General features: G+C 64.1%; 17 protein-coding genes and 1 pseudogene. 11 read left to right on the top strand and 7 right to left on the bottom strand.

What is annotated here, in order from left to right:
• Positions 1–132: 132 nt before the first annotated feature.
• From NKJ01_RS33980 to NKJ01_RS33970, 3 genes are all read right to left on the bottom strand, one after another.
• The gene (locus NKJ01_RS33980; protein WP_352734815.1) at positions 133–981 is read right to left on the bottom strand and encodes an aldo/keto reductase; all 849 of its coding nucleotides are present in this window, start codon (positions 979–981) and stop codon (positions 133–135) included.
• Between the two features lie 147 nt (positions 982–1,128).
• Positions 1,129–1,761 (bottom strand): Vgb family protein, encoded by a 633-nt coding sequence (locus tag NKJ01_RS33975; protein ID WP_352734814.1) that lies wholly within the window; start codon positions 1,759–1,761, stop codon positions 1,129–1,131.
• Between the two features lie 186 nt (positions 1,762–1,947).
• The gene (locus tag NKJ01_RS33970; protein WP_352734812.1) at positions 1,948–3,168 is read right to left on the bottom strand and encodes a helix-turn-helix domain-containing protein; all 1,221 of its coding nucleotides are present in this window, start codon (positions 3,166–3,168) and stop codon (positions 1,948–1,950) included.
• A gap of 294 nt (positions 3,169–3,462) precedes the next feature.
• Between NKJ01_RS33970 and NKJ01_RS33965 the strand changes: the two genes are divergently transcribed.
• The 4 genes from NKJ01_RS33965 (at position 3,463) to NKJ01_RS33950 (ending at position 5,513) form a co-directional block, all read left to right on the top strand.
• Complete coding sequence (locus NKJ01_RS33965; RefSeq protein WP_352734810.1) at positions 3,463–4,212, top strand: DUF899 domain-containing protein; 750 nt, start codon at positions 3,463–3,465, stop codon at positions 4,210–4,212.
• A 139-nt stretch (positions 4,213–4,351) separates the two neighbouring features.
• Positions 4,352–4,615 carry a hypothetical protein gene (locus NKJ01_RS33960; protein ID WP_352734808.1) on the top strand — a complete coding sequence of 88 codons (264 nt, stop codon included), beginning with the start codon at positions 4,352–4,354 and terminating at the stop codon, positions 4,613–4,615.
• A gap of 394 nt (positions 4,616–5,009) precedes the next feature.
• A complete protein-coding gene (locus NKJ01_RS33955; RefSeq protein ID WP_023763192.1) occupies positions 5,010–5,282 on the top strand; it encodes a hypothetical protein in 273 nt (90 codons plus the stop codon).
• Complete coding sequence (locus NKJ01_RS33950; protein WP_352734806.1) at positions 5,283–5,513, top strand: hypothetical protein; 231 nt, start codon at positions 5,283–5,285, stop codon at positions 5,511–5,513. It begins immediately after the preceding gene.
• Between the two features lie 75 nt (positions 5,514–5,588).
• Here the strand turns inward: NKJ01_RS33950 and NKJ01_RS33945 are convergent, their stop codons facing one another.
• Together NKJ01_RS33945 and NKJ01_RS33940 are read right to left on the bottom strand one after the other, a co-directional pair.
• Positions 5,589–6,587 (bottom strand): bestrophin family protein, encoded by a 999-nt coding sequence (locus NKJ01_RS33945; RefSeq protein ID WP_352734804.1) that lies wholly within the window; start codon positions 6,585–6,587, stop codon positions 5,589–5,591.
• 59 nt (positions 6,588–6,646) lie between these two features.
• Positions 6,647–7,267, bottom strand: a complete 621-nt coding sequence (locus tag NKJ01_RS33940) for a TetR/AcrR family transcriptional regulator (RefSeq protein ID WP_352602104.1) — start codon at positions 7,265–7,267, stop codon at positions 6,647–6,649.
• Between the two features lie 383 nt (positions 7,268–7,650).
• Here NKJ01_RS33940 and NKJ01_RS33935 point away from each other — a divergent pair, with 383 nt between their 5' ends.
• Genes NKJ01_RS33935 through NKJ01_RS33925 form a run of 3 tightly spaced genes read left to right on the top strand, consistent with a single transcriptional unit; the run spans position 7,651 to position 11,404 of the window.
• A complete protein-coding gene (locus NKJ01_RS33935; RefSeq protein ID WP_352734802.1) occupies positions 7,651–8,130 on the top strand; it encodes a (2Fe-2S)-binding protein in 480 nt (159 codons plus the stop codon).
• Positions 8,127–9,110 carry an FAD binding domain-containing protein gene (locus tag NKJ01_RS33930; protein WP_352734800.1) on the top strand — a complete coding sequence of 328 codons (984 nt, stop codon included), beginning with the start codon at positions 8,127–8,129 and terminating at the stop codon, positions 9,108–9,110. Before NKJ01_RS33935 ends, NKJ01_RS33930 begins: the two co-directional genes overlap by 4 nt.
• A complete protein-coding gene (locus tag NKJ01_RS33925) occupies positions 9,107–11,404 on the top strand; it encodes a xanthine dehydrogenase family protein molybdopterin-binding subunit (protein WP_352734798.1) in 2,298 nt (765 codons plus the stop codon). The genes NKJ01_RS33930 and NKJ01_RS33925 overlap by 4 nt, the downstream gene beginning before the upstream one ends.
• A 183-nt stretch (positions 11,405–11,587) precedes the next feature.
• On the opposite strand, the gene NKJ01_RS33920 is transcribed toward NKJ01_RS33925, so the two are convergent.
• Complete coding sequence (locus NKJ01_RS33920) at positions 11,588–12,598, bottom strand: zinc-dependent alcohol dehydrogenase family protein (RefSeq protein ID WP_352734796.1); 1,011 nt, start codon at positions 12,596–12,598, stop codon at positions 11,588–11,590.
• A gap of 97 nt (positions 12,599–12,695) precedes the next feature.
• On the opposite strand from NKJ01_RS33920, the gene NKJ01_RS33915 reads away from it, so the two are divergent.
• Positions 12,696–13,625, top strand: coding sequence for a LysR family transcriptional regulator (locus NKJ01_RS33915; RefSeq protein ID WP_352734794.1), 930 nt, complete (start codon positions 12,696–12,698; stop codon positions 13,623–13,625).
• A gap of 102 nt (positions 13,626–13,727) precedes the next feature.
• Here NKJ01_RS33915 and NKJ01_RS33910 read toward each other — a convergent pair whose 3' ends face one another.
• Positions 13,728–14,867 (bottom strand): LuxR family transcriptional regulator, encoded by a 1,140-nt coding sequence (locus tag NKJ01_RS33910; RefSeq protein WP_352734793.1) that lies wholly within the window; start codon positions 14,865–14,867, stop codon positions 13,728–13,730.
• Between the two features lie 315 nt (positions 14,868–15,182).
• On the opposite strand from NKJ01_RS33910, the gene NKJ01_RS33905 reads away from it, so the two are divergent.
• From NKJ01_RS33905 to NKJ01_RS33895, 3 genes and pseudogenes are all read left to right on the top strand, one after another.
• Complete coding sequence (locus NKJ01_RS33905; RefSeq protein ID WP_245266687.1) at positions 15,183–16,028, top strand: AraC family transcriptional regulator; 846 nt, start codon at positions 15,183–15,185, stop codon at positions 16,026–16,028.
• Positions 16,029–16,243: 215 nt separating this feature from the next.
• On the top strand, positions 16,244–17,839 hold the full coding sequence (locus NKJ01_RS33900; RefSeq protein ID WP_352734790.1) for a hypothetical protein: 1,596 nt from the start codon (positions 16,244–16,246) through the stop codon (positions 17,837–17,839).
• Positions 17,840–18,327 (top strand): annotated as a pseudogene (locus NKJ01_RS33895) (autotransporter outer membrane beta-barrel domain-containing protein); the annotation flags it as partial. It lies immediately after the preceding gene.

The raw sequence follows: 18,327 nt of genomic DNA, 5'->3' as shown, positions 1-18,327 counted from the left end.
CGGTCAATCCGAACCGACCAAGAGACCGATCCTGCCTCAATCAGATGGCCTTCATATATGAATAACTTTCCCCGGACAGTCCTGCACTTGGGGGGAGATTGGCTGCATCACCGTCGGCTCCTAGAGGTCACCTCAGAACAAAAACGCGGCCGTGGCGGGGTTCGGACCGGTGCGGCCGGAGGCTGAATCCATGCCGCGGATCGTCTGCAGATCCTGCGCATCCAGCTCGAAATCGAAGACGTCGAAATTGGCGGCGATGCGGTCCTGGTGGATCGATTTTGGAATGACGATCAGCCCCTCCTGAAGATGCCAGCGGATGATCGTCTGCGCCGCGGACTTGCCGTGCTTCCTGGCAATGCCGGCAATGGTCGGATCGTTCAGCAGCCGACCGCTGCCCAGCGGGCTCCAGCTTTCGATGCGGATGTCATGCCTGGCATGGAAGTCCCTGATACTGCGCTGCTGGAACTGGGGATGCAGCTCGATCTGGTTGACGACGGGTGTCACGCCGGTCTCGCCGATGATCCGCTCGAGATGGTCCTGGTTGAAATTCGAAACGCCGATCGACTTGATGCGGCTGGACTGCCTAAGCTCGACCAGCGTCTTCCAGGCCTCGACATATTTGCCCTGGCTGGGCACCGGCCAGTGGATCAGGAACAGGTCGATCTGCTCGATAGCGAGCTTGTCCATCGTCTCGTCGAAGGCGCGCAGAGCCGCATCGCGCTGGTGCGCGCCGTTGCGCAGCTTGGAGGTGATGAAGAGGTCGCCCCTCGGCACGCCGGCGCTGCGGATCGCCTCTCCGACCCCTTCCTCGTTCCGGTAGCCCTCGGCGGTGTCGATCAGACGATAGCCGGCCTCGATCCCCCAACCCACCACTTGCGCCGTGATGTCCTGATCGACCTGCCACACACCAAGGCCGAGTTGGGGAATGGCGGAGCCGTCGTTCAACGCAATTTTTCCAGGCATGGTGGGCTGTTCAGGCATGGTGGGGGATCCTTTGCAAAGATGGTCCAGGCGGTTCGCCCGGTGCCCGCCCTATCTAGGTTCGATAGCGGGCGGCAGCCAGTCGGCAGGGGACAAATTTGCCACGTGCGATCTGCGGTCCTGATCTTTGCGTCGAAGGATTCGGCCTCACCGCGGCCGGCGCACCGCCCGCACCACCCCGGCAGAGGTGCTGCCGCAGAAGAGCCGGTCGCCGCCATCGGATTCCAGTCCCGAGACGCCCATGCCGGCCGGCATGTCGAGCTTCTCCAGAACCTTGCCTGATTGCGGGTCGACGCGGCGCAAATCGCTCTGGTCGCCTTCCCAGGTGGCGTGCCACAGCTCGCCATCGACCCAGGTCACCCCGGTGACGAAACGGTTGGATTCGATGGTGCGCAGGATTGCCCCGGTCTCAGGGTCGATCTGGTGGATTTTGCGCTCGCGGTATTGCCCTACCCAAAGCGTCCCTTCGGCCCAGGTCAGCCCGGAATCGCCGCCACCGCCGGGCGCCGGAATGGTCGCCAGCACCTGACCGGTATCAGGGTCGATCTTCTGTATCAGGTCGTTGGCAAGTTGGAAGAAATGCTGACCGTCATAGGCGGTGCCGGCATGCGCCGCGACATCGATCGAGCGCAGCGCCTGCCCGCTTTCCGGATCGAAGGCGTTCAGCTTCTCGCCCGAGGCAAACCAGACATTGTTGCCGTCAAAGCTCACTCCATGCACCCTTTCCACACCGGGAAACGGCCCGTACTCGTGCAGGACTTCGGCCGCTGAATGTCTCATGTCTTGATCCTCGATGTTGGTCGTCATCGCGCCGGTCATGTTCCAAGGTGTGTCGAGATTCAGGTCAGGCCGCGCCGAAAATGGTGGCTTCCGAGAACCGGAGCGGAGCGTACTTTTCGTACGTGAGCACCGGAAGCGCAGGAAGCCGCCATATGCAGGCCGGCCTCACCTGAATATCAGCACATCTTAGCCGTTCGGCGGCGGGGACGGGAGTAACAACGTCGTCGTGAATCCAGCCACCGGCGGCGTCATCCAGCGGCGCGCCCGTCCGTGCCCGAAAAACTGCACCTTGCCGGCCTCGCCAAGCTGCTCCAGCGCCCGCTGCACGCTGCGCTGGCCGATGCCAAGCGCCAGTGCCAGCGCAGAGGTCGCCCAGGCTTCGCCATCTGCAAGGAAGGCCAGCACCGCCGCGTGCCGCTCCTCGATCGGCCGCGCCAGCACCAGCACCTCGCGCTCGTGGCGCGGCGCCAGTGCGAAGCCTTGGCTGGTCGCGCCGATATCGGCCAGCCCCCGCAGTTCGGCGCGCAGCCGGCCGATCTCGACCCGCAGCCGCGCCCGATGCGATTCATCGGCGTGCCTGCCGCCGAAGGCTTCGGCGATCAGTCTCGCCCGCGAAACATCGACAGGCCAGGCTTCGGCGAGTGTGCGTGCCAGCGCAAACAGCACCGGGCGCGTTGCCAGCGAGACCGTTGCTTCCCGCTGGCGCACGACATAGCGGAAGCTATCGACCACCAGCGCCGGCGACGCCTGCAGCGCCTCGACGTCCTCGAGCAGCAAGGGGCGCTGCTCACCACCAGCGATCAGCCGCGCCGCCGGCGTGTCCAGCGCCAGGAATGCACTGTCGACCTCCGCGATCAGACCCGTAATGCCGGCCCGGAGGGCGGCATGGCGGGCCCACTCCAACGCCCTGCGCGCCGGCTTCGTCTTCAGGCGCCGCATCGCGATGCCGGCGACGGCAAGCTCGTGCGCGGCTCGCGCGGCAGGCGGCAGCGGCGCCGGGTCGAGCCCGGCCAGCACGTCTTCGGCCTCGTCGAGACGGCCGATCAAAAGCAGGCGCCGTACCTTGAGGTGGCCGGCATGCGCGGCGTTCAGCCGGTCGCCATGCTTTTCCAGCGTTGCGCGCGCCGCGTCGAGCGCCTTGTCCGCCCATCCCAGATCACGCGACACCAGTGCGATCTCGGCTTCGGCAACGACGCATCTGGCACGCGCCACCGCCTCTTTCGGGCCGAAGCCACGCGCGGCCCGCCGCAGCAGCGCCTTGGCGCGATCGAGATCGCCGAGCTGCGCCATGGCAATGCCGCGCAGCGCCAGCGCCGGCGGGTCTTCGCGCAAGGCGACACGATCCAGCGCGCCGAGCGGGTCGCCCCCGGCCAGCGCCAGTGCCGCCGCGGTGATCAGCGAGTCCATTCAAATCCCGTCACACTTGTAACTCCCACCCCCCGGCGCCGCACGCCCTAACTTAAGTCATGGCCGCCAACCAGCAAGCCGTATCGGCAGCGGCACAACAAGGGAGAACCACGCGATGAAGGACACTGTCGAGGGCACTGAATGGATGCGCCACCCCTGCTGCGGCGGGCCGGCTCTTTCAAATCCCGTCACACTTGTAACTCCCACCCCCGCGCTTGACCGCCTTATTCTACCTCACAGCAAGCAACCACACGTCGCAACGGCGCGACAACAGACTGGCAAAGGAGACGACCAATGACCAAGCAGACCGCAATGAAGACCCCGCCGATCGTTTCTAGACAGGATTGGGAAGCCGCCCGCGAACAGATGCTGGTGAAGGAGAAGGCCACGCTGCGCGCCAAGGATGCTTTGGCCGCCGAGCGCCGGCGCATGCCGTGGATGGAAGTCGACAAGGCCTATGTGTTCGAGGGGCCGAACGGCAAGGCCAGCCTGCTCGATTTGTTCGAAGGCCGCCGGCAGTTGATCGTCTACCGGGCCTTCTTCGAGCCCGGCGTGTTCGGCTGGCCGGAGCATGCCTGCCGCGGTTGTTCGCTCGGCGCCGACCAGGTCGGGCACCTCGCCCACCTCAATGCCCGCAACACCACGCTCGCCTACGCCTCGCGCGCCCCGCAGGCCGACATTGCGCGGCTGAAGCAGCGGATGGGCTGGGAGATGCCCTGGTACACCATTACGGATAGCTTCGACAAAGACTTCGGTGTCGACGAATGGCATGGCCACAACGTGTTCATCCGCGATGGCGACCGCATCTTCCGCACCTACTTCATCAACAGCCGCGGCGACGAGGCGATGGGCACCGTCTGGAGTTATCTCGACGCGACGCCGCTCGGCCGCCAGGAGATCTGGGAGGACTCGCCCGAAGGCTATCCGCAGACCCCGCTCTACAGCTGGTGGAACTGGCACGACAATTACGACGCCGGGCCCGACAAGACATGGGAAGAAGTGTCGGCAGCCGGCGAAGCGGCGTTCCGGGACAAGGGCGAGTAAGGGCTCTCCAGCTTGGTTCCTCGCCCCACGAAAGTGGGGAGAGGAACCCAAATCCTGGAAGGTCGCGCGCGCCCCACCACATGCGACGCCCCGGCGCGCACCCATGCGACGCTGGCATCACAATTTAAGGATGAGGACCATGCACGATATCCATACAGCCACCAGCGAAGCGATCCCCGAAAACATCAATGCGTCCACCCTCGGCATCGCCGATTGGCTATGCCTTACCGCAGCCCCGACCTTTGCCGTCATGGCGCTGCTTACCTGCATCTTCAGCGGCGATGCGGCCATGCTGTGCACGGGCTCCTCGCCGCTCACCGGCATGGCCCCGATGTATCTGCTGATGAGCGCCTTCCATCTGGCGCCCTGGCTGCGGGTGATTTCCGGCCGGCAGGTCCGATAGGTCGAGCGCGTCGCCCCAATTTTAGACACCCCACAGGTCGGAGAAAGACAATAAGACTGGTCAGGCTGAGAGCGCCGGGCGGTGGGATCTCCATCGGCAGCCGGGCGGACCAGCATCGCCGCCGTGTTCACGCACTACGAATCCCGGAAGCATTTCGGCAAGGTATGCCTCGAAATTTGAGGAGCCAGCAGCTCCGACGGCGGGACGACAAGACACCCACTATCCATCAGCAGAAGCTAATTGACAGTCCAAGAGAAACGGCGCTCACTGCCTGGCACGGGTGGATCGCAGCATCAGGCGGGCGACATCGACCGCTGGCGTCACCTGAAGCAATTCCCGGGAAAAAGCACATAGCGCTTTCCCTTGAGAATTGCGTAAAACCAGGGAGGACGCCATGCCAACCGTTATCGGCCATCACAACATCACAAAAGACAGCAAGCACTGGCTCAGTTCACCCAAGCGTAAGGAGCTTTTTGGCTCGCTTGGGATCACCAACATCCGCACTTTCGTCGATCCGCAGAACCCGAAACACGTGGCCGTGATGATGGACGTTCCGGACATGGATAAGATGGCCGCTTTGATGCAGAGTAAGGCAGCAGCCGATGCGATGGCCTATGATGGCGTAGCGCCGGAGTCGCTGGTGATCCTGGTCGAAGCGAAAGGCTAGTTGCGTCGTTCGTTCCAGGGCTTGCGGGATTTGCAACGTTGGCGGCCGCCGCGAGCTGCCGCGCTGCGGAATTGCCGGGGCGAGCGCCGATCACGCGCCGCGCTGTCCACCTGGAAGGACGTGGCGGTGGTCGGCTCCGACCTGATATTCGAAGAGCATGGCGAGATGGAAGCGAGCGGGCTGCCGGGCGTGCTTCAATTTTTTTCCGTCAAAGGAGCGGACGCGTCCTGACGGCTCCTGTTTCCTTGCCCGGTAACAGCCTAATGCAGGTGTCGGGCATCATACAGATTGCCGCAACGAAGCGCTTCAGGTCGCGATGTCATTGACCGGCAGCCAGGGCTTGGGAAGATCAACCTCCCCAAGCCCGCTGCGCAACTCGATCTCGATGTCGCGGCAGATCTGCGAGATCGGAACATCGTTGGCATTGCCCTCGAAGGGATTGGCGCTGCTTTCGCCGACCTGGTCGAGCGACATGTAGGCCCAGCCCAGGAGCGTGCTGAACGGGATCGTCAGCCAGATCGCGATCGGGCCGAGCATGCCGCCCAGTTTGCCCATGTCGGCAAAGACCGGAACCACCCCGAACGGCAACAGAGTGCAAAAGATCATGACGAACATGGAACTGACGATGGCGTATTGCCTTGGATAGGGATTGTTCTTGATACGATCGCAGCGCGCCTGCTGATCATGGAAATCGCGGATCAGCTTGATAAGTTCGACATAGACCTGCGGAGGAATTTTTACGTCCTTGAGCAACGCATTGACCTGGACCGACTGCATTTCCAAAAGCGCTATCGCCGGCTGAGGCGACTTCAGGACGTCCTCGGCCTGTTCGGCCAACAACGGACGCAGTTCCTCGGCGACCGAACTCGCATCCTCATGGATGCGGTAGCGACGCCGGTATTCGACATTGGCGGCCCGCGCCATGGATTCCCACGGCATCGGCCGGCGTAGGGCGAAGCGCAACGCCGTCATCCAGGCGATATGGCGGTAGATGAGCTGCTTTGCCGTCGGCGCATCGATGAAGTCCCTGCAGAAATTGGACCACAACCGGCTGCTCGCCGTGATTTGCGTAAAGGCCTGCAGCGCGTCACTGCTGCGGGTGAACACCTGCGAATTCTTGAACCCGGCAACGAGTGATACGGTGGTGCCGAGCACGAGCACCACCGGCCATGGCACCGAGAAGCCGGCAATCCCCGGTTGACGGTAAGCAGCGACAGCCAGCCCGCTCACGACCACCATGTAGATGACGCTGCGCCGCGACCAGAGCGCGAAATCTATCAACTTGTAGGAACGGCCCACATACATCGGATGCCCCTCAAATCATGGACAGGTCTGGTTGTCGCGCGGCCGGAATCCGGCCGCTCTCACCGTCCCTTTACAGCCCCGAACCGCAACCCGTCCATCAAGAGCTTGACCAGCCGGCGCGAACGGTCGCGCCATTCCGGCGTGTCGGGCGCCGAGTAGATGCCGGACAGTGCGTGCAGCACGTCGGAGGCGTCGACGTCGCCGCGGATGGTGCCGTCGGCCACCGCGGCTTCGACCAGTTGCCGAAGCGCCTGCGAGACCCGGCCGGACGTGTCGGAAAACAGCGTCGAATTGGTGTTGAGCAGGATGCGCAGGCTGGTCGCCAGGCCGCGCTTGGTGGCGATGTAATCGACGAAGCGCTGCATCCACTGTTCCAGCGCGACATCGGACGGGTGTTTTTCGGCGAGCTCGCCGGCGGCCGCGCACAGCGCCTCCACCTCGCGCCGGTAGACCACTTCGACAAGGTGCTCGCGCGTCGGAAAATGTCGGTAGAGCGTGCCGATGCCGACGCCGGCCTGGCGCGCTATCTCTTCCAGCGAGGCATCGATACCGTGCTCCGCAAAGACGGCTGCCGCCACTTCGACCAGCCGGTCACGGTTGCGCTGCGCATCGGCGCGCAACGGCTTTGCCTCCGTGCCTTCGGCCTTCTCTTCAACGATGACGGACGGCTCCACGGCCACTTTTTTCTCCACTGCCGAAATATGGGGCTTGAACCCATCCGGGTCAGCCCCCACGTAATAAACGGAGGCGCCTCCGTTTTAGTGGAGCACCTTTATCATATAATCAGGGGAACCGATATGTCACGTCTTTCGAAGCCGCAAGGTCACTGGAGACTGGCGGAGGCCGCGAAGAGCGTTATCTCCCCCCTCGAGGGGGAGATGTCGCCAAAGGCGACAGAGGGGGTCGCCTCACATAGAGCGCTAACCTTCATTCGCCGCAGGAGGTTGCACCCGGTCGGACCGACCCCCTCTGCCCTGCCGGGCATCTCCCCCTCAAGGGGGGAGATTAGCCATCGCCTGCCCATTCATCCCCATCCGCGTCAAGCAACTGGAGCCAGACGCCCATGACCAAGACAACAATTCCCGTCCATCTCGATATCAACGGCCACCATCACGAGTTGCAACTCGAGCCGCGAGTCACGTTGCTCGACGCCTTGCGCGACCGGCTCGGCCTGACCGGCACCAAGAAAGGCTGCGACCACGGCCAGTGCGGCGCCTGCACCGTGCATGTCGACGGCGAGCGCGTGCTGGCCTGTCTGATGCTGGCCGCGCAAGTCGAGGGCCGCACCGCCACCACCATAGAGGGGCTTGCACGCGAGGGCGAACCGCATCCCGTGCAGGCTGCCTTCCTCGAACAGGATGCCTTCCAGTGCGGCTATTGCACGCCAGGCCAGATCATGTCGGCGGTGGCTTGCATCCGCGAGGGCCATGCCGGCTCGGATGACGAGATCCGCGAATACATGGCCGGCAATCTCTGCCGCTGCGGTGCTTATCCGCACATTGTCGCCGCCGTTCGCCAGGCTGCATTGGAGGTCGCATCATGAGGGGTTTTTCCTATCTGCGCGCCGGCTCGGTCGATGCGGCAAGACAGGCAGCCGCCCTGCCCGGCGCCATGCTGTTCGCGGGCGGCACCACGCTCATCGACCTCGCCAAATGCGGCGTCGCCGAGCCCGAGACGCTGGTCGACATCACCCATCTCAAGGGCCTGAACGGCATCGAGCTCAGCGAGCGCGGCGCCACCATCGGCGCGCTTGCCAAGATGAGCCACGTCGCCGACCATGACGGCATCAAGAGCCGCTTCCCCGCCGTCTCGGAAGCGCTGTGGCAGGCGGCTTCCGCACAGATCCGCAACATGGCAACCATCGGCGGCAATCTGATGCAGCGCACGCGCTGTCCTTACTTCCGCGATCCGGCGAATTTTCCCGCCTGCAACAAGCGGGAACCCGGCAGCGGCTGTTCGGCCATCGGCGGTGTCACACGGGGCCATGCGGTGCTCGGCACCAGCGAAGCCTGCATCGCCATGTATCCGGGTGACCTCGCCGTCGCGCTGGTCGCCTTCGATGCGATCGTGCATCTCGGCGATCGCCAGGTCCCCGTGGACGACTTTTTCCTACTGCCCGGCACAACGCCGAACAAGGAACACGCTATCGAACCGGGCGAGATGATCACCGCCATCGAGATCCCCGGCTCGGCCTCTGCCCGGCGTTCGACCTATCTGAAGGTCCGCGATCGGCAATCCTATGAGTTTGCCGCGGCCAGTGCCGCCGTCGGCATCGAATTCGAGGCCGATGGGCGCACCGTCCGTGACCTGCGCGTCGCGCTTGGCGGCGTCGCGACCAAACCTTGGCGGGCGCGAGCCGTGGAGGACGCGCTGAAGGGCAAGGTGCTGGAGCCAGATGCCGTCCGCGCTGCCAGCCTGCTCGCGATCGAAGGCGCCGTCGACCATGGCGCCAACCATTACAAGCTTGAACTGGCGCCGCGTGTCGTCGCGCGCGCCATCCTCAAAATGGGAGAGACGGCATGACCGTTCACAACATCAGACATGGTGATGCATCCGACGGCGCGCTGGCGGAAGTCGTCGGCGGCCGGCTGTCGCGCGTCGACGGCCCGGCCAAGATCACCGGTGCTGCCAAATACGCCGTCGAGCAGCAGCTCGAAGGCCTCGCCTACGCCGTGCTGGTCGAAAGCACGATTGCCTCGGGCAAGGTGCGCGAGATCAACGCCAATGCGGCTGAAGCAGCACCCGGCGTGCTGCAAGTGCTGACGCCGGACACCATCATCAGCCTGAGGACCGCCTCGGACTGGTTCGGCACGCCGCCGCCCGACAAGCCCTATTGCCCGCTGGTGCGCGACATCACTTTCTCCGGCCAGCATGTTGCCGCTGTCATCGCCGAAACCTTCGAGCAGGCGGTCGCCGCGGCAGCCCTCATCAAGGTCAGCTATGACGAGACCCCCGCCATCGTCGACCTTAGCGACGCCAAGGCCGGCGACGGCATCCCGATCGACGCCATGACCAAGGAATGGGGCGACGCGCAAGCCGCTTTCGCCTCGGCCCCGGTGCGCATCTGCGCCGCCTATAACACGCCGCGCGAGTACCAGGCGCCGATGGAGCCGCATGGCCTGATCGCCCGCTGGGAGGGCGACCGCCTCACCGTATGGGAACCGAGCCAGTGGCTGGACGGCATGGCGCGCACCTATGCCGAATGGTTCGGCGTGCCGTTCGAAAATGTGCGCCTGGTCTCGCCCTATATTGGCGGCGGCTTCGGCTCCAAGGCACTGGCGCTCAGCCATGGCGCGGTGGCGGCATGTGCCGCCAAAATGCTCGGCCGGCCGGTGCGGCTGGTGATGACGCGGCCGCAGACCTTCACCGGTTACGGCGGCCGCGCCGCGACGCGGCAGACGGTGACGATCGGTGCCGACCGGCAAGGAAAAATCCAGTCGATCGTGCATCGCGGCGTCAATGAGACATCCATCGACGGCATGTGGGTCGAGCCGCTCGGATCGGTCACCTCGATCATGTACGCGACGCCGAATTTCTCGTCCAAGCAGAATGTCGTGCGGGTGAATTCTGTAGTGCCTGGCCCCATGCGCGCGCCGGGCGAAAACCCCTCTGCCTTCGGCATCGAAAGCGCCATAGACGAGCTCGCTTACGAGGTCGGCATCGATCCGCTGGAGATCCGGCTTAGGAACTATGCCGAACAGGATCCGGAAGCGAAAAAAGCCTGGTCGACCAGGCAGTTGCGCGAGGCTTTTGCCGCCGGCGCGGAACGCTTCGGCTGGTCCATGCGTGCGCCCGAACCGCGTTCCATGCGCGACGGCAATCAGCTGATCGGCTGGGGCGTTGCGGCGGGCACCTATCCCGTGCGGCGCGCCTATGGCGAGGCGATCGTGCGCATCCTGGCCGACGGCTCGGTCGAGGTCGAAAGCTCCTCGATCGACATGGGCCAGGGCACCTACACCATCTTGGTGCAGACCGCCGCCGAGACGGTCGGCGTGCCGGCCGACAATGTCGTGGTGAAGCTAGGCGATTCGCGCTTGCCCCGCGCCGGCGTCGCCGGCGGCTCGCGGCTGGCCGGCGTGATGACCGGTGCGGTCCATAAGGCGGCGACCTCGGTGCTCGACCAGTTGATCGGGCTGGCGATCAGCGATCCACGCTCACCCTTCCACGCGCTGCAGGCGAACACTTTGGTGGTCGCCAACGGCCGCATCGCGTCGCCGCGCGGCGCCGGCCCCGAAGTATCGATCGCCGAGTTGCTCAAAAGCGTCGGCCGCGACCATATCGAGGCCATCGGCGACACCATGCCGGCCAATTCGACGCCAGAGGATCGCTACAAGAACTACACCACCATCGCCATGGCGCTGCCGCACACCGAAGGCGACTATTCCCGCCACTCCTGGTGCGCGCATTTCATCGAGGTGCGCGTAGATGAGGATTTCGGCACGGTGCGGGTATCGCGCGTGGTGTCGGCGCTGGATTCCGGCCGGCTGTACAACCCGAAGCTCGCCGAAAGCCAGTGGAAGGGCGGCATCATCATGGGCATCGGCCAGGCGCTGCTCGAAGAAGGCATCGTCGATCGCCGCCATGGCCGCATCGTCAACAACAACCTCGCCGATTATCTGGTGCCGACCAATGCCGACATCCCCGACATCGAGGTGATCTCGGTCGGCATCCCCGACCTGCATTCCTCGGTGCTCGGCGGCAAGGGTGTCGGTGAACTGGCCATCGTCGGCGTCGCCCCCGCGATCGCCAACGCGGTGTTTCATGCGACGGGCAAGCGAGTTCGGGATTTGCCGATCACGCTGGAGAAGCTGATCTGAGAGTGAGAGCGTGATCTCCCCCCTTGAGGGGGAGATGGCCGGCAGGCCAGAGAGGGTCGGTTCGACTGGGCTCGGCCCAATGAAGCAGATCAGGTTGGCGCTTCACGCGAGACGACCCCCTCTGTCGCCTTCGGCGACATCTCCCCCTCGAGGGACCCTCGAGGGGGGAGATTATCCGCTTCCTCACCACTCCAACCCGAACACCAGCTTGCCGAAGTGCAAGCCGCCGGCGGCCATGTGGGCGTAGGCTTCGGCCGCTTCATTCTGCGAAAACACCTTGTCGACGACCGGGTCGATCCTGGCCGCACCGATGGCGCGGATGGCGTCGCGGAGGTCGGACACCGATCCGGTGTTGTTGCCGACCACTTTCAACGCCTTGATGATGATCGGCAGCAGATTGATCGTGGCCTCGGCGCCGGTGACGAAGCCGATGGTGAACAGCGTGCCGCCGGGCGCGGTGGCGTTGATGGCGCGGGCAAAGGTGGCCGTGCCGCCGGTCTCGACGACGAGGTCGGCGCCGAGGCCGTCCGTCAGTTCCAGCACCTTGCCGTCCCAGTCGGGCGTCGCTCGATAGTTGATGAGATGATCGGCACCCAGTGCCTTCGCCCGCTCCAGCTTCTCGTCCGACGAGGAGGTGATGATGACGGTGGCGCCGGCAGCTTTTGCAAGCTGCAGGGTGAAGATCGAGACGCCGCCGGTGCCAAGCAGCACGACGACCGAGCCCGGTCCGACATCGGCGGCGCGGATGGCGTTCCAGGCGGTGGTGCCGGCGATCGGCAGCGTCGACGCCGCCTCGAAGGAGAGATGCGCCGGCACCGGCACGACCGAATTGACCGGCAGCGCGACATATTCGGCCAGCGAACCCGGCAGCGAGATGCCGCGCATCTGCCTCATCTCGTAGGGCCGCGGCCGGCCACCGATCCAGCGGGGCTTGGCATGGGCGACGACGCGATCTCCGGCGGCGAATCCCGTAACCCCCTCGCCCAGCGCAACGATCTCGCCGGCGCCGTCGGCGACGGGGATGAGCGGAAAGCTCGGTCCGGGATAGTTGCCGCTCGCGACCGCGACATCGACGAAATTGAGGCTTGCCGCACGCTGGCGGATCAGCACCTCGCCGCGCTGCGGTTCGGGGGTGGCAATGGTGGCGGCGCGGAAGGCGTCCAGCCTGGGATGGCTCAGCTCGATGGCTTTCATTGTTTCACTCCTGTGGGACGATTGATGGCTTGAGTGCATCTAGCTGCTGCGGTATTTCTGGATAATCCCTGCCTTTTACATTTGAGTACTGTAATTCATGCAGCAATCCAGCGAACCATTGACCCTTGCCGAAATGGCGGCTTTCGCCGCCATCGCCGAGGCGCGTTCCTTCACCAGGGCGGCGGCGCGTGTCGGGCGCGACGCGACCATTCTGTCGCGGCGCCTGCAATCGCTGGAGGAGCGGCTGGGCGTCAGGTTGCTCCATCGCACGACGCGCAGCGTGTCGCTGACCGAGGCGGGTGCCGAATTCATGGTGCGGGTGCGCGCCATCCTGGCCTCCGTGGACGAGGCCGAGGCTGCCGCGTCGGCGTATGCCCGCGGCGGCCCGCGCGGCCTGCTGAGGCTGGCGCTGCCCGGCACGTTCGGGCGCATGTGGATCGGGCCGCTGCTGCCGCAATTCCTTGCCGAATTTCCCGATGTCCGCATCGAGGCCGCATTCTCCAACCGCTTCGCCGATCTGGTCGCCGAGAATTTCGACGTTGCCGTGCGGCTTGGCGCGCTGGAGGATTCGCGCCTGGTGGCCCGCAAGGTGGCGACGCGGCGGCGACTGCTCTGCGCCGCCCCCTCCTATCTCGCCCGAAGGGGCAGGCCGGAGACACCGCAGGCGCTGCTCGAACATTCCTGCCTGGGCTTCAGCGGTTTTCAGACCTTTCCAGCCTGGGAGATGACCAACCGCGAGGGCCGGAGCGTGCGCGTCGAGGTATCCGGGCCGTTGGTCACCGATGATGCCGAGGTGCTGGTCGATGCCGCCGTGCAAGGCGTCGGCCTGATGATGAGCACAGACTGGCTGGTCGGCCGCGAGCTCGCCGACGGACGGCTGGTGCCAATCCTGGAGGACTGGACGCTGGCCGACGAAGGCGCGATCTATGTCGTCACGCCCTCAGCCAAGGGGCAAGCCGCCAAGACCCGCGCCTTCGCCGACTGGATCGGCAAGCGCTTCGCCCCGGAACCGCCCTGGCGGCGGTGAGGGAAAATGGCGGGGATGGGGTGGTGTTCGAGCGCGACCACCTTATCCGATCTCCTGTCCGGATCGCACCATTTGGCTAACCGGCCCCGAAATGGGGCGCCGTCACTGAGGTGCAAGCGGCGTGCCTATGTCCGAAACGAGCTTGACGAGATCCGCTTGGCGTCTCGTGCTGGTTTTGGCGAAGATACGGTTGAGGTGGGTCTTCAAGGTGTTTTCGCCGATGCCGAGCGCCAGCGCGCTCTTCGACGCGGACAATCCGCTGCCGATGCGCAGCAGAACCCGCGCCTCCGCGGGCGTCAGGTCGAACAGCGCGGTGAGAACGGCTTCCGGAAGTGGAGAAGAAGACGTCGTGGTCGAAACGAAGACAGCGGCACATGCCGGCCGGAAGGCCGCGCGCGCGGTTCCCTCGGTCAGCGGCAATACGTAGGCGACGGCGGGCGGCTGACCGGGGGCCGAAATGGGCAGGCCTATGCCGCGGGAGCCGAGCGAAGCGTCCTCGCTCGCGGCACTGGCGATTGCCTCCAGCAGGGCGCGGGCTGTCACCAGGTTCTGCACCTGGAGCAGGCCGTGCTTGGAAAGAATGGGGCCTTGCGCCGAAAACATTCGATCGGCCGCCCCATTGGCATGGAGGATCTTTCCGTTGGCGCCGGTAAGAACGACGGGCACAGCGAGATGGTCGAGCGCTTGGCGATAAAGGTTGGCGGTAACGCGGGCCTGATCGAGCAGGTCTCCAATCATCGAAGCGCGGCGCAGATGCGGCGAGAGCAATGCCAGGAAACGCTGTTCCTCGATTGAGATGACCTCCCTGCTGGCCCGCGTGGTGCAACCCATGAGCCCGATCCGGTCCGGCGTATGAACGAATTTGGTGATGCAGGCCTCGCGCAATCCCTGCGGTTTGGCCCAATTCTGGAAAAATGGCGTCTGCTGGAGTTCGGCTTCGCTCATATGCGACAACGTCGCAACAGGCGTGTCGATGTCGCCGACGATCGCGGCCTTCAGTCCGGGAATTGCGTCAAAATCATAGTCCTCCTGGAGCACGCGCATTTGCACGGGATCCCAGGGCGATTGAGCCGCGAAGCGGCCACGATTGCCGGCAGTGCTGGCAAGCGCGATGGTGGTGTAGGCCGCGTCGACCGCCTCTGTGATCCGCGTCATTACCCCGGCCCACCCGTCGGGGTTCAAAACGCAATCGTAGATATCGCCGATAATCGAGGAAAGGACGTCGCTGCTCAGCCTCTCCATCATGCCTCCTGCACGCCCCGATCTCGCTTCGGAGGATTTCGCGGAGTCACACTTTTGGGTGACGCCACGCGTGGTTGAACTCGATTAAGGATATAAATTCGATCAGTTGACACCAGGCGGCCATTGTCGCTGGTTATTCTTGAAATGGAAAGCATCGCGCTCGCTATATTAGAGAACGCAAATATATCGGGTACACAATTGCCACAAAAGACGGTGTTTTCATCGGCTCAATTGCCCTCGCATCTCAGTGATCGCGACCGATTTTCCCTCTGGCAAGACATCCACCTCGCGGAGATATGGTCGGTCGAATACGGCATGTCGGACAACCTGCCTTTCGAAGCCGCGATCGAAGCCACGGCTGTCGGATCACTGGTTCTTGGTCAGATGTCCGGAACGATCAAGCATGCAACGAGGAAGGCAAGCAATATCGCCGATGACGGCAACGATGGTTATCTCCTGCTGATCAACAAATCCGACACGCTGTTGACCGGCGCACAGGTCGGCCGCGACTATGGTGTCGGACAGGGCGAAGCGGTCCTGGTCACGGCATCGGAAGCGCTGAAAATGCACGGTTCCGACAGCAATGTATGGACAAACGTGGTGGTCCCCCGTGCAGTCCTCACCCAGGCCTTCCCGCAGATCGACGACAGGCTGGCGTTGAAGATCGGCGCCGAGAACGAAGCTCTCGATTTTCTCAAGCGTTATTGCCAACTTCTTGAAACCGGCCGCCCTCTCGTCTCGCCCGATCTGATAGCGCACGCGACGCAGACAATCGTCGATCTGATCGGCCTGGTGACAGGCGCCAAAGGCGAGCCTGCCGAATTGGCGGGCTTGCGCGGGTTGCCAGCAGCCAGGCTGCAGGCGGTGCTGGCGAAGATTGCCGAGAATTTTTCCAACCCCGGCATCTCGGCGCAGGGCGTCGCGCAAGAACTCGGCCTGTCGGCGCGCTATGTTCAAGATCTCCTGCAGGAGACCGGCATCAGCTTTTCCGAGCGCATTCTCGAACTTCGCCTGCAGCGCGCTCATAAGCTGCTTTCGCAGAGACAGAATAGCGAGATGCGCGTCAGCGAAATCGCCATGATCAGTGGCTTCAGCGATGTGTCGTATTTCAACCGCTGCTTTCGCCGCCGCTTCGGCTACACGCCAACGAGCGCCAGGTAGAATCCGGATACCGGAAACACGACGCGATTTCCGAATCCCTCTCCGTCAAAAGCCGAGATCCCGCGGCGATCGATGGCGCCAAACTGCCACAGTGCGCGGAAAAAGCACGGCACTTCGCTCCGGTCCAATTCCATTGCGGTCCTGCCCAAGACAACAGCCGGGCTCCAATGACATGTCAGCCTCAGGGTGAAACGACTTTCATGTCAGGGGTTTGGATGCCGCAGAACACATTTGGAAGCCGCAAGGCGACGCTGGCTTCGACCGTGCCGACGAAATACGTCAACCCGTTGCGCGATCATCGCCACATGGCCAGCGTCAGTTCGCTCGCGCTGATGCTTGGCGCCGCCGGCATCATGGCGACGACCCTGCCGGCCTCGGCCGCCGACGTGACCTGGACCGGTGCGATTTCGACCGACTGGTTCGACCCCGGCAACTGGACCCCGGTTGCGGTGCCTGGCGCCACCGACTACGCCAACCTCAACACGCTCACGCCGAATCCGACGGTGATAAGCGGCGCCAACGCCAATGCACTCCTCGTTTTCGTGGGCAGGAATGCCGGGGATGTCGGTGCGCTGACAATAAGCAATGGCGGGACACTCAGCGACTCACAAGGCGGCGTTGGCAGGTTCGCCGGCTCTATCGGCACGGTCACGGTAACCGGCGCTGGATCGGCATGGCTGCACGCCGACGATTTCTACGTCGCGGCGGAAGGCACGGGAACGATCTCCATCCTCAATGGCGGCCTGATCAGCAACGTGAGAGGCATCCTGGCTGACAGCGACGACGCCGTTGCGGTCCTGTCCGTCGACGGTTCAACCTGGACCAACAGCTCGACCTTGACGGTTGCGAGTTTCGGCACCGGCACACTAAACATTTCCAACGGCGGCAAGGTCAGCGACACCGATGGGACCATCGGCAAGGGCGACGTCTCGAACGGAACCGTCTCGGTCGACGGCACAGGCTCGACTTGGAGCAACAGCGGGTCGCTGACCGTGGCCGACAACGGCACCGGCAATCTGGCGATCACCAACGGCGGGGCCGTGAGCAACGTCACCGGCACGATTGGCTGGCACGCGGGCTCCAGCGGCACGGTGACGGTGGATGGCGGGGGTTCGGTCTGGAGCAACAGTGCCGACATGGTCGTCGGCTATTACGGCACCGGCGCATTGAACATCCTGAATGGCGGCGGCGTCAGCTTCGGAACCGGGGTTCTCGGCTACATTGGAGGCTCGATAGGCAGCGCGACGGTCGACGGTGGGGGGTCGAACTGGACCGGCGGTTCCAGCCTGTATGTCGGCTTCAACGGCACCGGCACATTAAGTGTTTCGAACGGCGGCACCGTCAGCAATGCCGAAGGCACGATAGCCTTGTCTTCCGGTTCCAACGGCGTGGTGTTCGTCGAAGGCGCGGGGTCGGCCTGGACCAATAACGGGGACCTCACGGTCGGCGGTTACGGCACCGGCACTCTGGGCATCAGCCAAGGCGGTGCGGTCAGTGATATTTTGGGCCATGTTGGCAGCTTGGCGGGCTCGGCCGGCTTTGTGCTCGTCAGCGGTGCCGGCTCTATCTGGACCAACAGTTCCGCCCTGTTCGTCGGCGAGCAGGGCACGGGCACGCTGACGGTCACGAACGGCGGCGCGGTCAACAGTGATCTGGGCTTCGTTGGCTATGGTGTGGATTCCGTTGGCACGGTGGCGGTCGATGGCGCGGGTTCGAAGTGGACGAACAGTTCGGATCTGTTCGTAGGCGGTGGTGGCACGGGCAAGCTGACGATTTCGAATGGCGGTGCGGTCAGCAACGCCAAGGGCTAGGTGGGCTACAACTCGACCGGCACGGTGACGGTCGATGGTGCCGGATCGAAGTGGACGAACAGTTCGGATCTGTTCATTGGCGGTTTCGATACAGGTAGCCTGACGATCTCGAACGGCGGCACGGTCAGCAATGGCGGGGGCTATCTTGGCTACGCTGCCGACTCGGCCGGCACGGTGGCGGTCGGCGGTGCGGGATCGAAGTGGACGAACAGCGGCGACCTCTATGTCGGAGGTTTTGGCACGGGCGCGCTGACGATCTCGAACGGCGGCGCGGTCAGCAATGGCTCGGGTTTCGTTGGCTACACGGCGGACTCGGCCGGCACGGTGTTCGTCGACGGTGCCGGCTCGACCTGGACCAATAGCGGCGATCTGTATATTGGTAAGGGCGGCGCCGGCACGCTCCGGGACTGTCAGGAATTTCGTGTGCGGGCGGGCATAATGGGTAAGAAGGAGTCCCACTATGTCGCGACGCAAAGACCCTGCGATAC

The sequence above is a fragment of the Mesorhizobium sp. M0276 genome, assembly GCF_040321755.1.
Lineage (GTDB): Bacteria > Pseudomonadota > Alphaproteobacteria > Rhizobiales > Rhizobiaceae > Mesorhizobium.
This window is presented reverse-complemented; position numbering and strand designations above follow the sequence as displayed.

Excerpts from the sequence above, each read along its gene's own strand:
- NKJ01_RS33960 (WP_352734808.1), top strand. The coding sequence starts at position 4,352 with ATGCACGATATCCATACAGCCACCAGCGAAGCGATCCCCGAAAACATC.
- NKJ01_RS33925 (WP_352734798.1), top strand. The coding sequence starts at position 9,107 with ATGACCGTTCACAACATCAGACATGGTGATGCATCCGACGGCGCGCTG.
- NKJ01_RS33935 (WP_352734802.1), top strand. The coding sequence starts at position 7,651 with ATGACCAAGACAACAATTCCCGTCCATCTCGATATCAACGGCCACCAT.
- NKJ01_RS33965 (WP_352734810.1), top strand. The coding sequence starts at position 3,463 with ATGACCAAGCAGACCGCAATGAAGACCCCGCCGATCGTTTCTAGACAG.
- NKJ01_RS33920 (WP_352734796.1), bottom strand. The coding sequence starts at position 12,598 with ATGAAAGCCATCGAGCTGAGCCATCCCAGGCTGGACGCCTTCCGCGCC.
- NKJ01_RS33915 (WP_352734794.1), top strand. The coding sequence starts at position 12,696 with ATGCAGCAATCCAGCGAACCATTGACCCTTGCCGAAATGGCGGCTTTC.
- NKJ01_RS33975 (WP_352734814.1), bottom strand. The coding sequence starts at position 1,761 with ATGAGACATTCAGCGGCCGAAGTCCTGCACGAGTACGGGCCGTTTCCC.
- NKJ01_RS33945 (WP_352734804.1), bottom strand. The coding sequence starts at position 6,587 with ATGTATGTGGGCCGTTCCTACAAGTTGATAGATTTCGCGCTCTGGTCG.
- NKJ01_RS33970 (WP_352734812.1), bottom strand. The coding sequence starts at position 3,168 with ATGGACTCGCTGATCACCGCGGCGGCACTGGCGCTGGCCGGGGGCGAC.
- NKJ01_RS33980 (WP_352734815.1), bottom strand. The coding sequence starts at position 981 with ATGCCTGAACAGCCCACCATGCCTGGAAAAATTGCGTTGAACGACGGC.
- NKJ01_RS33930 (WP_352734800.1), top strand. The coding sequence starts at position 8,127 with ATGAGGGGTTTTTCCTATCTGCGCGCCGGCTCGGTCGATGCGGCAAGA.
- NKJ01_RS33905 (WP_245266687.1), top strand. The coding sequence starts at position 15,183 with ATGTCGGACAACCTGCCTTTCGAAGCCGCGATCGAAGCCACGGCTGTC.
- NKJ01_RS33900 (WP_352734790.1), top strand. The coding sequence starts at position 16,244 with ATGCCGCAGAACACATTTGGAAGCCGCAAGGCGACGCTGGCTTCGACC.
- NKJ01_RS33955 (WP_023763192.1), top strand. The coding sequence starts at position 5,010 with ATGCCAACCGTTATCGGCCATCACAACATCACAAAAGACAGCAAGCAC.
- NKJ01_RS33910 (WP_352734793.1), bottom strand. The coding sequence starts at position 14,867 with ATGGAGAGGCTGAGCAGCGACGTCCTTTCCTCGATTATCGGCGATATC.